Raw genomic sequence first — 12,089 nt, forward strand, 5'->3', positions numbered from 1 at the left:
TACAGAATGGATTTGACTTAACGACGAGATGAATGAATCGAGATTGCTTGAATGCTACGAGGATTAATGAACAAGACTTCATTATCGACCAAGAACAGTGCAGAATTCCCTTCAAATCCAAGGAATGTGGCTTGAATCCCTCTTGGACCAGTGTGGTCAAATACAACGTCTACACGTACTCCTGGAGAGAGACGGAATAGAATGCTTGGAGCTCCACCAAACCCTCCATTAAAACCAGAACCGCAACTCATATTTTTTTCCTCCCTTCGATGATTCTCATACAGACTATGAGAGTTTGTTAGCAAACGGCAAGGCTAATCTACTAATGAAAGAATGGATTTTGTGAGATTAATAGGGTACGGATCCTATTCCGTAGCCTCTAATTAGGCAATCGCAAGAAGCTAGTGACTTAACATTCTTCTCTGTGATTTCGAGGTGCATGCAACGAGATTGCTTGAATACTACGAGGATTAATGAACAAGACTTCACCATCGACCAAGAACAGTGCAGAATTCCTTTCAAATCCAAGGAATGTGGCATTAATCCCGCGTGGACCAGTGTGGTCAAATACAACGTCTACACGTACCCCTGGAGAGAGACGGAATAGAATGCTTGGAGCTCCACCAAACCCTTCATTAAAACCACCAACACCACAACCACAACTCATATATTTATCCTCCTTCAATGATTCTCATATGAGAGTTTAATAACAAACAACAAGGCTAATCTACTAATGAATGAATGGATTTTGAGAGATTCATAGGATACTAATCCTTTTCCGCGGACATTCTCGTTAAGCCCGGGAACGGGATGTATGCAACGAGATGGCTTGAATACTGCGAGGATTAATGTACAAGACTTCGCAATCGACCAAAAACAGCGCAGAGTTGCCTACAAATCCAAGGAATGTGGCTTGAATCCCTTGTGGACCAGTGTGATCAAATACAACGTCTACACGTACCCCTGGGGAGAGACGGAAAAGAATGCTTGGAGCTCCGCCAAAACCTCCGGTATTACCAACACCACAACCACAACTCATAAAATTTAGTCTCCTTTCAATCATCCTCAAACAAAATATGAGAATCTGTTTTTATACTATTCAGATTTACAAGAGTGGTATGGACGATCGACTTAGTCGAAACGCATAATTTAATAGACATATAGATTTATAGAGCGAATTATTTAGGCAACGAATGAATATTTATCCTCCGCCTGGTAAAAGCTAACTTGGAAATTACGCCCCAAGGAGGATAACATGAACAAATCAACGATGCTGTGTTCGCTTGGCTTCCTCGTCGCAAGCTGCGGTTTTTCCAGTGCAGCAATGGCAAGCCAAGGACATGGCCACCACACTCGCAGTCATGTGATGGAAGCAAAGGCAGCTTTTATCGATACGAAAGGCAATCAGATCGGGACTGTCGTGTTGACGGAGGAAAAAGACGGCGTGCATCTGAAGCTGGAGGCTAAGGGCCTTACTCCAGGCGTCCATGGCATTCACTTCCATAATGTCGGCAAATGCGAGGCACCGTCCTTCGAATCCGCTGGCTCCCATCTGAATCCGAAGAACAAACAGCATGGCTTTGATAATCCGCAAGGTTTCCATGACGGGGATCTGCCGAATATTACGGTAAACAAAGACGGTACCGTGAAGGCCGAAATTATTTCGAAAAATGTAACGCTCGACACAGAGGCGCCAAACTCTCTGCTTCCAGCAGCCGGCACCGCGCTTGTTATTCATGAAAAAGCGGATGACTATAAGACAGACCCATCAGGCAATTCCGGCAGCCGCATAGCCTGCGGCGTAATCCAGCACTAACATGAAAAGGCACAGCCGTCCTCGCCGGACGGCTGTGCCTTTTTCTCATTTATCTCTTTTTATAAACGTCTGCTTCACCAACTGGCTTCCGTACACGGAAAAGGCTCCGCATAAAATACCCTGCAGTACACTTTCCACATGAAAGCCTAAGATGAGGCAGGCACAGAGGATGGCTACCGCCGTAACCGCATACACAATGGTCCAATCCGGCACGATCGGTGTCTGCTTCAGCATATAGCCGATTACCCAGCAGGCTGCCACAACAATCATTAATCGGGGATCGATGAGATTCGTAATATCCTCCCACGACATACCGCCACTTCCTTCGCTCCACGCTTTATCATCGTACTTTATACTATGAATCTATGGAGCGTTTTGAGAGGGCTTCAGCATATGGCCAATAAATAATGCGCAATGCATGAAGCCCCGAACGCAACGGCGGCATAGCGGGCTTTGCCTTTTTGTGCTGACCGGGCATTTCTACACTCATTCATCGGCCTATGCATACGATATGTAAGATACGGTACAGGAGGCGAATGACAATGCCGATTATCCCAAACTTCCCTCGGGAATGGATGGAGGAGCATACAGTATGGCATCATCAGCATCATGTGACGCCGGGCACTATACCTCCGGTCGGGTTTGGCGAGCAGTTTTTACGGTTCCACAGAAACTATATCAATAAGGTGTATAACTGGTTCGACCGTATGGGCTACGACAAAAGGGTCGTTGCCGGCTGGCCGGAATTGCCGGCAGGAATATTACGGGCGCCATGCATGAACCAGCAGGCTTTATACCGGATTCTTTACAATCCGCGATCATTTCCTTCGCTTGATGAGTTTGGCCGGTTTATCGAGTACAGCGGGGTTCACGGCTGTATCCATGCCACCGCTGCGCGATTGTTTAACAACCCGGAGATCGATAACTTTGACCTCTGCACAAGGCAGACCGAGTTCTACAACATCCATGGCATGGTTGATCAATGGTACCGCAACTGGGAAGCAGCCTGGGGAGTTCGCTCTGACGGCTTTGAAAGCAGCGTCAGCAAGCCAGGATTCCCAAGCGGCGTATCGGTTACGTACAATCGCGCAAAGCCCTCATTATCGACGCGTAGTAGCTCGGCTCCCGAGGTACGAATTCAGCAGCTCGGACGGCTCGCGTCGCCTTGGATAGGCCGCCATCAGCCGATGACGCAACACCCTGGCAAATCAGCTCCGGCAATTCTCCCTCGAAAAGCCGGATCAGCAGCTCGACGTCGGCCTCGAATACAGCCGCCACTTCTTCAGCTTGCAGCTTTAAATCGCCTAACGGCAATGAACATACAAGCGCGAAAACGTCGCTGACTTCGCGGTCGATAAAAGGCATGCCTTTTGCTTCGCCGAACATTTCCTTGCGTGCTACGCCAAGGGGAATCAGATCCTCGAAGCGGGCAGCCACGCCTAGCTCCTCTTCGATTTCGCGGACCGCGTCCCGCATCGTCTCGCCGGCAGAGAGGTGGCCGGCTGCCGTAATATCGTAAAAGCCGGGATAGGTATCCTTCCCGGCTTGGCGCAGCTGGAACCGCACGAAGCGGCGGTTCTCTTCGCGGCGCGTCAGCCAGCAATGGAAGGACCGGTGCCAATAGCCCAGCGCGTGGGTCTCGGTACGGCTTGCAGTGCCAATAGGATTAAGCTGTTCGTCATAGATATCGAAGCGTTCTTCTGCCATCGGGACCTCCATCTTTTATCCGGATCCTAGCTGCTTGTTGCCGTTCCTTCCTCCAGCACGGAAGTGCAATGCTTGCAGCGGGTAGCTTTAATCGGAATTTGGGACAAGCAGTACGGACATTCTTTTTCCGTCGGCGCCGCGGGCGCAGCGACTTCTTCGGGTTTCATGCGGCGCAGAATGTTAATCCCTTTAACGAGCAGGAAGATACATACGGCAACGATGAAGAAGTCCAGCAATACGTTAATGAATTGACCGTACGCGATAACGGCTACTCCGTATTTGGTCGCGTCGGCAAGAGTGTGGATGTCGTGCATCGCAATGCCTTCCGGCAAAGGCTTGTCCGAGCCCAAGTTAATGAATAAGTCCTTGAAATCCGCTCCGCCGAGCATACGCCCGATGGGTGGCATAATAATATCGTTGACGAGAGAAGTAACGATTTTGCCGAAGGCGCCGCCGATAATAACACCGACCGCCAGATCGATTACATTCCCTTTAATGGCGAATTCCTTGAACTCCTGAATGATTTTTCTCATAATATAATTCCTCCTACAGTGACAATGGAGCTGGTTCCTGCGCAGAAAGCATTCTACTTTCTACTATAGCCAAACTCTATGTAATCTACTCTACTATATTAGTCGATCTTGCTCCTGATAGAAAGTGCTGGGGACCAGATAGGGTAAATCGCTTCCCGAAAAATGCAACTTCCCTTCCAATGCGCCGTAATAGGCTTAAGCAATATTAATCCAATGATAAGAGCGAAGGGATGGATGACATGTTTAATCGTTTATTGGCCAGTATTGGAATTGGTTCCGCCAAAATCGATACGCTTCTTGAAAAGTCACAATACGTGCCTGGCGAAGAGGTCCGGGGTGTAGTCAATATTCGAGGGGGAAACGCTCCGCAAAACATAGATACCATTCAATTGTCAGTCATGACCGAATACATTCGCGAGAGTAACGACAATAAATTCAGGCAGCACGGCGAGATCGGGCGTTATCCTGTGAGTGCGCCGTTTACTCTGGAGGCTGGCGAGACCAAGGAAGTGCCTTTCAGCTTCCGCTTGCCCCATCAAACGCCGCTTACGATCGGCAGGGCGCCGGTATGGGTGAAAACCGAGCTCGAGGTGCGCGGCGGCGTGGACCCGGGGGATAACGACCGGATCGATGTTCTGCCTACCGGCGCCATTAACACGGTGTTCCATGCTCTGGATCTTCTTGGCTTCCGACTGCGCCAGGCGGAATGCGAATATTCTCCGCGGCATGGCGGCGGAATGCCGTTCGTGCAGGAATTTGAATTTGTGCCAACCAGCCAGTTCCGGGGTCAGCTTGATGAGCTGGAGGTTATGTTCTATTCGTCCGATCGCGAGCTGGAGCTGCTGCTTCAGGTAGACCGGCGTGCGCGGGGGCTGGGAGGCTTGTTTGCGGAAGCGCTGGACCTGGATGAAACGTTTGTACGCTGCAGATTTACCGAGGAGCAGCTGCAGGCAGGGCCAACCGTCATTGCCCGTCAGCTGTCCGAGTTGATTGCCAGAACGATCTAGCTAAGCTATATGGCCGGGATAAGCGATTGCGATTAATCGGGACGGGTCCGAGATGCTTCCGTAGGGGCGTCTCGGACTTTTTGCGTGAATCCGGTAATGGCGGGCGATTCGTGGCGGCCAATGAACGGAGAGAACAACGCTTGATTTGATTCAGCCTCCAATCCTCTGGTTAATAAGGGGGAAACCTTGGCTATTTTAGCGTTTGTGGCATAATAAAGGGAAGACAAGGAAGGGCGAATCTCGCTCATGAAGGAGAAGTTGGGTATGACGATTGGAGCGCGGGTGCTCAAGACAGGCATGGCAGTCGCACTTGCCATCTACCTGAGCGGAATATTTGGTTTTGCATCTCCGTTGATTACAACGGTCGCAGCCATTCTGACCATCCAGCCATCCATTTACCGCTCTTGGCAGCAGGTGCTGGATCAGTTCCAGACCAATCTGCTTGGGGCAGCGATGGCGCTGGCTGCGATGAAGCTGTTCGGGCAAACGCCGATTGCGGTAGGACTTGTATGTATATTAGTTATTCTGGTTAGTATCCGGCTGAGAATGGAGACAACCATCGGCGTTACGCTGGTGACGGTTGTCGCGATTATGGAAGCGCACGGCCAGGTAACCACGGTAGCGCTTGAGCGCTTTCTGATGGTATTGGCTGGGATGGGAGCGGCGTTTACCGTCAACGTGCTTGTCTTCCCGCCGCGGCCGAGAAAGCAGTTCACCGAGCAGGTGCACCACGCTTTCTCGCAGATGTCGCTGCTGCTGCGGACCGCGATCTCGAACGAGATGAAGGAGCAGGTGTACCGCAAGGAGAAAGAGAAGCTGCACAAGACGCTGCGCAAGCTTGAGGACAGCTATAATCTGTTCGAGGAAGAGCGGAAGATACTGGCCCGGACAAAAATCAGCCACGCCCGCCAGCTTCTGGTGTCCAAGCAGATGATCAAGGCGCTGCAGAAGGGTTCGGATTTGCTCGAGGTCGTAGAGGAGCATTACTTCTCCACGCCGAAGGCAGGCGACTGGGCCGCTCGCTTCGACAGTCAAATCGAGGATTTGACGAAGTACCATGAATCGATCGTGCTGAAGATCGAGAACAAGATGAAGCCGAACATGTCCTTGGAGCCTGGCGAGGAGCGGGAGGCACGCCTTGTTGCCGAGCTTACCGACTATGTCCGCGAGGACCCGGACGAGCATAAGCGGCTGATCTTCGTCGCCTCCGCCTTGTTCGAATACGCCTATCATCTGCGGCGACTGGAGAAGCTGGTCGACCACATTCAGCGCCCCCACGGCGAACCCGAAGAGCGCCGCAGCACCGAAAAAGCCGACGCCGCGGCGGTTCGGGAATAGGCTGCCGTCTCTAGCCGGTGCCGGGTTCGAGTAGTTGAACGTATGATCCGGCTGATGCGAGGCGCGAAATAAGAGGGGAAAACCGTGCTACAGAGGTGCGTGCGCTCGAGTGCCGGGTTCGAGTAGCTCAATAAGCCGGAAAAATCGTGCTGCAGACGTTGAACGTATGATCTGGCTGGTGCGAGGCACGAAATAAGAGGGGAAAACCGTGCTACAGGTGGTCGTAGTGACATGCATCCCAAGGCAAGCTTAAGCGATGCACCACAAATCGCAGCTTAGTTGCGGTCCTAACGATGCGCGCCATCGTTAAGGAATGTAAAAATGGCCAGAGGAGGGCCAAATGCAGAGTTTCGAGCTAGCTTAACGATGTGCCTCATCGTTAAGCTCTCAAAAAAGCAGCCTGGCTGCCACCTTAACGATGCGCGACATCGTTAAGGAATGCAAAAATGGCCCGCGGATGGCCAAAAGTGGAGTTTCGAGCTAGCTTAACGATGTGCCACATCGTTAAGTCATCAAAAAAGCAGCTCGGCTGCCACCTTAACGATGCGCGACATCGTTAAGAACTGCAAAAAAGGCCTGAGGAGGGCCAAAAGTGGAGTTTCGAGCTAGCTTAACGATGTGCCACATCGTTAAGCCAGCAAAAAAGCAGCTCGGCTGCCACCTTAACGATGCGCGACATCGTTAAGCCCTCGAGAAGGAGCCGGCACTGGCCCGTGGCCTGTGGTCGGCTAACTGAGTAGCCGACCGAAAAAGACCCCCTCATTCAATTGAGGGGGTCTTTTTTTGCGTTTTGCCCAGCTGCAACGCAGGGGAAAGGGGTAGAGGGAATGTGTGGAGATACATTCCCGTCACCCCCGATCCCAAGCCTCCCCCGCCACCGCAGCCGGAAAACGTAACCTAGGAATCCGTCTTATTGCTTCCCTTATGGCGCCGCGGATGCTGCATATGAGCTTCCGGATCGTCATCGTCGTCTTTTGCAATCAGACGCGGATCGGTACGGCCCTCGTGGTGATTGTCGAAGTCAAGCTCGACAAGCTCCCATTCGGTATTGCCGATCTGCAGGTCGGCAGGGAATACATCGCCGCGTTCCAGCTTTTCTACGCGGCCGATTTCGTTTTTATAAACACCCGACACCTCGACATGCTCGCCTGACACTGGATCCATTTGATTATGCTGCTGCTCTTGCTCGCTCATGGCCCACTCGTCCTTCCTTCGCTTATAATCCGTGCTTCGGTACCGCTGCTGCATCGGCTTCGGATTGTTTCCGACTAGCTTGCTCTTTGCCTTTGCCGGTACGATCGGCTAATGATTGCGCTTTGCTGGCTTCGACTTGTTTATGGGACGGCCATTCACCTGACATGCTGCCATCCTCCTTTCGGCAGTTAATCCTTTAGAAGTGTGCCACGAAAGGAGGTTATGTATGAGCTGCCGAGGCCAAGAGGAACAAATTACTGCTTAATTCACATGATAGCGGGATTCGATTTTTTTGCCGCCGAACCACATCACGATAATGACGGCACAGGTTACGAAGATGCGCCACGGCTCCTCGCGGAAGCTGCCGATGTTGAAGCTGATCAGCGAGATGCTTAGAATCATGACCCCTTTGCCAAGCACGGTCGCAAGGACAAAGGTACGCAATGAAATTTTGCTGAAGCCCGACACAATGTTAATGATCGACGACGGGGAGAACGGGAAGCAGGCCAGCAGAAAAAGCGGCGTAAAGCCTTTTTGGTCTACCCAACGGAAGAATCGTTCGGTCTTGGGAAACCTGCGTTCGATTCTCGACTTTACGTTTTTCCCAAGCTTGCGGCTGATCAGGAATACGCAGATTGCTCCGATCGACACCCCGACCCAGGAGAGCAGAAAGCCCAGCCACAGCCCGAAAATATTCGCGTTAGCCGCAACAATGACAATCAAGGGAAGGAAAGGCAGGAACGATTCGAGAAGCGGCAGCAGAATGCCGGGCAAAATGCCAAATTGCGAGTAGCTTTCCAGCGTTCGCTGCAAATGCTCAAGGTCCAGGCTTTTCATTTGGACGTACAAATTATTCATGCTCTCCATCACATGCATGGTTGTTACCTACCCCACTTAACCCCAACCGGGAAAATAGTTCGTTCTTCCTCATTTGCCGTTCATTTTAGTCGCCGGTATCAGCACATACAGCAGGGCAATGAGTCCAAACAGCACGGCGCTTACCCAAATAACCGTGCGAGAGCCAAAGCTTGCAGCGAGAACTCCTCCAGCCAGAGGGCCAATCATGCCGCCAAGACCTTCTACGGTCGACAGCAGTCCCCAGCCCAAGCCTTCCTGTTTGGGAGGCACGTAAGCCGCAAGCAAAGCATTCCAGGCCGGAAGAATAGCTGCATAAGACAAACCAAGAATTACGACAATAACTAAACAATACCAAAACGGAAGCCGCCATGCCAACATATACAGCCCGGCAGCGAAAATCGCAAAGCCGAAAATAAGAAACCACTTCTTGCCGCCAAGCTTGTCCGATAACCGACCCATCGGAATAAGACCGGCTGCCGCGCATACTCCCCCTGCCGTAAGCAGCAGGGAATATTGCGCGCCCGCAAGGCCAAGCTCGCGTTCCGCGAAGCTTGGAAGGACGGGAACAAGCATGCTGGCGCCTGCCGTCTGCAGAATCATGCCCGGCAGGAGCATTCGCATAGCTTTTATACGTTCCGTTAAGGCAACAAGTTGCCGTTTTAACGGAATGGCTTGAATCTGCTGCCCGCCGGCTTTTGCGCCGTTCATGAAGAAAGCAAGAAACGCCGAAAAGATCGAAAGAATAAGCAGCAGGAAGTACGTGCCGTTAACATAATAGTCGAGCAAAATATTGCATACGATAGGGCCGGCGCCTAGCCCGGTAAGCCAGACAGTGTACAGAAAGCCCATTTGGCTGGCCCTGTTATCGTCGGAGACCTTTGTCAGGCAGACGATCCAGATGGGAGACATTCCGATGCCGTACAGAGCAGCGGCCAGTATGAACAGCCAGGCTAAATTGGCGAACTGAATCAGAAACACGCCGGCGAGCGAGATCAGCAGGCCTGTCCGCACGACAAACCGGATCGAGAATCGGTCGAGTAGATAGCCGATAACCATTTTAAGCAGCGTGTCGGTCAAATAATGCGCGGTAATCGCGATGCCGATGACATCCAGAGATAAACCCAGAACCCTCGTTCCGTAAATGGGGAGCAGGCTGATCAGCACCGCGCCCCGTACGAACTCCACCAGAAACAAAATCACGGAGATGAGCCGCATCTCCGCTCCGAACCTTATCCCCACATTTTTCACGAGCGGTCAGGCCCCTTTACGATTTCACCCTTAACTATAGCGTTGACCAAATTTTGCATTCCAACCGCATTCCTGCAAAATATGATGGGCAATGCTGCCTGCTGCCGCCTCCTCCGTCTGGAGACGCTGTACAGCTATTTTGCTGCGCTGCAGCTGATCGGGATTACGGATAAGCTCTATAATACTTGCCGCCAGTCCTTCGGGGTCATAACTAATGGCGGCAGCTCCTTTGGATTGCAGATAACGGGCATTCTTTTTTTCTTGGCCGGGAACAGGCCTGTAGAGGAAGAGCGGCAGCCCGGCCCATATTGCTTCGGCAAGCGTAACGCCGCCCGGTTTGGACACGAGACAGGTTGCAAGAGACATCAGCTCATGAACCTGATCCACAAAGCCGAACAAATGAAGGCGGTCCGCTGAAGGATGAGAGCTGAATTGGTCGGCTATTGAAGTTCTAAGCAGGCTGTTACGCCCGCAGACAAGCGCAATCTGCGCATGTGGATGTTGTTCAAGGAGAAGGTGGCACAGCTCATCGCAATCCGGCATGACGCCTTGCGCGCCAGGCATAAGAAGAATGACGGGCTTCTCGGGGTGGAGTCCGTATTTTTCGAATAGCTCAAAGGAAGGAGTAAGGCTGCTCTGAAAGCCACGCCCAAGCGGTATGCCGGTAACGGATACGCGTCCGGGATGAATGCCAAGCGAGCCCAGCTCCTGCTTCAGATCGTCGGTAGCAACAAAATAACGGCCGATTCCGGGATGTACCCAGCGGCGGTGCAAATCAAAGTCGGTAATTACCGTGTAGGTAGGGATAGTAGCTGCAGGATGGATCGTCTTGCTGAGCCGGCGGCGGTGAAGGGCAGGCAGCGCGAAGAAAGGAAAGGTATGTATCACCGCATCGGGTTGTTCTTTTTGCAGCAGCTTCTTAATCTTGTCGCGGCCGAAGGAGTGAAGGAAGCCGCCGAACAGGGAGTTATGCTTCATGGGCCGCGTTACATCATAGACCCAGCCGTACAAATGAGGGATATGCGTATAGCTTTTCAGATACACCCGTCTTGTCATCTCGTTCAGCCAAGGGTGAGACTCGGCCATCAAATCGACCATGACGGTGCGGTTATTGCCCGCCTCTTCCAACGCGTCGCGGATCGCTTTAGCAGCCTGCAAATGGCCTTCCCCATACGAAGCATACAAAATCAGCACCTTAGGCTGATAGCCGTTATTAGCACGAACCAATTGATGCACACCTCCTGCCGCAAGTATAGCGGAACAATGTCAACGCATTGTGATCATGTTGGTTCCTTCATGTTAATTTTGTATAATGGGACATGTATCCAAAATTTAATCTGAGATTTTCTTTGTATTGCCGCATGCGCAGCAGGGAAAACTCACAAAGTGGGAGTGAATCGGGAGATGAAGTACACTTATCTGGGCCAATCCGGCCTTCGTGTGAGCCGGCTTTGCTTGGGAACGATGAATTTTGGCGTTGATACGGACGAGAAGGAAGCATTCCGCATTATGGATGCGGCGCTTGACGCAGGCATTAATTTTTTTGATACCGCGAATATTTACGGTTGGGGCGAGAACTCCGGCCGCACGGAAGAAATTATGGGACGCTGGTTCGCGCAAGGCGGAGGACGCCGCGAGAAAACAGTGCTCGCTACCAAAGTATACGGCGATATGCATGATCCTTATGACGGTCCGAACCGCGAAGCAGGTCTTTCCGCCTATAAAATTCGCCGCCATCTGGAAGGATCGCTGCGCCGTCTCCAAACGGATCATATCGAGCTGTACCAGATGCATCACGTTGATCGCAACGTGAACTGGAACGAGCTGTGGGGAGCTTTCGAAACGGCTGTTCACCAAGGCAAAATCGGCTATGTAGGATCGAGCAACTTTGCAGGCTGGGATATTGCGGTGGCGCAAGGGGAAGCCAAGGCGAGAGGGGCTCTTGGTCTGGTCTCCGAACAGCATAAATACAACTTGCTTTGCCGTCTGCCAGAGCTGGAAGTGCTTCCGGCTTCGAAGGCGCTTGGTCTTGGCGTTATTCCGTGGAGCCCGCTGGACGGAGGTCTGCTGTCCGGAAGCCATCGCCACGGTGGAGCCGGCCGCAGAAGCGGCGAGAGAAACGAGCGCTTCGCGCAGGTGAAGCCGCAGCTGGACGCTTACGGGGCGTTATGCGATGAGCTGGGAGCGCCGGAGGATCTGGTATCGCTGGCATGGCTGCTCGCGAACCCTGCCGTTACGGCACCGATTATCGGCGTGCGTACGCTGGAGCAATTCGAGCGTTCGCTGCGCGCGGTTGAGCTGACGCTCGACGAGTCGACGCTGAAGCGGATCGACGAGATTTTCCCGGGTCCAGGCGGAGACGCGCCGAAAGCCTACGCTTGGTAAAAG

At 52.3% G+C, this 12,089-nt stretch carries 14 protein-coding genes; 4 read left to right on the forward strand and 10 right to left on the reverse strand.

Annotated elements, in window-relative coordinates; genetic code table 11:
• Positions 1-17: 17 nt before the first annotated feature.
• Both ACR9FF_RS02520 and ACR9FF_RS02525 read right to left on the reverse strand, forming a co-directional pair.
• On the reverse strand, positions 18-251 hold the full coding sequence (locus ACR9FF_RS02520; RefSeq protein ID WP_248757415.1) for a hypothetical protein: 234 nt from the start codon (positions 249-251) through the stop codon (positions 18-20).
• 158 nt (positions 252-409) lie between these two features.
• Entirely contained in the window at positions 410-667 is a 258-nt protein-coding gene (locus ACR9FF_RS02525; RefSeq protein ID WP_435168733.1) for a hypothetical protein, read from the reverse strand.
• 588 nt (positions 668-1,255) lie between these two features.
• On the opposite strand from ACR9FF_RS02525, the gene ACR9FF_RS02530 reads away from it, so the two are divergent.
• A complete protein-coding gene (locus tag ACR9FF_RS02530) occupies positions 1,256-1,816 on the forward strand; it encodes a superoxide dismutase family protein (protein ID WP_317982458.1) in 561 nt (186 codons plus the stop codon).
• A 45-nt stretch (positions 1,817-1,861) separates the two neighbouring features.
• Here ACR9FF_RS02530 and ACR9FF_RS02535 read toward each other — a convergent pair whose 3' ends face one another.
• From ACR9FF_RS02535 to mscL, 3 genes are all read right to left on the reverse strand, one after another.
• Positions 1,862-2,128 (reverse strand): phage holin family protein, encoded by a 267-nt coding sequence (locus tag ACR9FF_RS02535; protein WP_127498888.1) that lies wholly within the window; start codon positions 2,126-2,128, stop codon positions 1,862-1,864.
• Positions 2,129-2,890: 762 nt separating this feature from the next.
• Positions 2,891-3,523, reverse strand: a complete 633-nt coding sequence (locus ACR9FF_RS02540) for an NUDIX hydrolase (protein WP_435168736.1) — start codon at positions 3,521-3,523, stop codon at positions 2,891-2,893.
• Between the two features lie 26 nt (positions 3,524-3,549).
• The gene (gene mscL / locus ACR9FF_RS02545; RefSeq protein WP_435168738.1) at positions 3,550-4,056 is read right to left on the reverse strand and encodes a large conductance mechanosensitive channel protein MscL; all 507 of its coding nucleotides are present in this window, start codon (positions 4,054-4,056) and stop codon (positions 3,550-3,552) included.
• A 239-nt stretch (positions 4,057-4,295) separates the two neighbouring features.
• Between mscL and ACR9FF_RS02550 the strand changes: the two genes are divergently transcribed.
• Positions 4,296-5,063, forward strand: a complete 768-nt coding sequence (locus ACR9FF_RS02550; RefSeq protein WP_244935802.1) for a sporulation protein — start codon at positions 4,296-4,298, stop codon at positions 5,061-5,063.
• Positions 5,064-5,327: 264 nt separating this feature from the next.
• On the forward strand, positions 5,328-6,401 hold the full coding sequence (locus tag ACR9FF_RS02555) for an FUSC family protein (protein WP_435168741.1): 1,074 nt from the start codon (positions 5,328-5,330) through the stop codon (positions 6,399-6,401).
• A gap of 897 nt (positions 6,402-7,298) precedes the next feature.
• Here the strand turns inward: ACR9FF_RS02555 and ACR9FF_RS02560 are convergent.
• The 5 genes from ACR9FF_RS02560 to ACR9FF_RS02580 form a co-directional block, all read right to left on the reverse strand.
• Entirely contained in the window at positions 7,299-7,595 is a 297-nt protein-coding gene (locus ACR9FF_RS02560) for a transposase (protein WP_248757410.1), read from the reverse strand.
• Between the two features lie 22 nt (positions 7,596-7,617).
• Positions 7,618-7,761, reverse strand: coding sequence for a hypothetical protein (locus ACR9FF_RS02565; protein WP_164775623.1), 144 nt, complete (start codon positions 7,759-7,761; stop codon positions 7,618-7,620).
• A gap of 95 nt (positions 7,762-7,856) precedes the next feature.
• On the reverse strand, positions 7,857-8,453 hold the full coding sequence (locus ACR9FF_RS02570) for a TVP38/TMEM64 family protein (RefSeq protein ID WP_236013613.1): 597 nt from the start codon (positions 8,451-8,453) through the stop codon (positions 7,857-7,859).
• 69 nt (positions 8,454-8,522) lie between these two features.
• On the reverse strand, positions 8,523-9,701 hold the full coding sequence (locus tag ACR9FF_RS02575; RefSeq protein ID WP_435168744.1) for an MFS transporter: 1,179 nt from the start codon (positions 9,699-9,701) through the stop codon (positions 8,523-8,525).
• Positions 9,702-9,731: 30 nt separating this feature from the next.
• A complete protein-coding gene (locus ACR9FF_RS02580; RefSeq protein ID WP_435168746.1) occupies positions 9,732-10,928 on the reverse strand; it encodes a diglucosyl diacylglycerol synthase in 1,197 nt (398 codons plus the stop codon).
• A gap of 177 nt (positions 10,929-11,105) precedes the next feature.
• On the opposite strand from ACR9FF_RS02580, the gene ACR9FF_RS02585 reads away from it, so the two are divergent.
• The gene (locus ACR9FF_RS02585) at positions 11,106-12,086 is read left to right on the forward strand and encodes an aldo/keto reductase (protein ID WP_127498870.1); all 981 of its coding nucleotides are present in this window, start codon (positions 11,106-11,108) and stop codon (positions 12,084-12,086) included.
• Positions 12,087-12,089 lie beyond the last annotated feature (3 nt).

The organism is Paenibacillus glycanilyticus (assembly GCF_051200795.1).
Taxonomy (GTDB): domain Bacteria; phylum Bacillota; class Bacilli; order Paenibacillales; family Paenibacillaceae; genus Pristimantibacillus; species Pristimantibacillus glycanilyticus.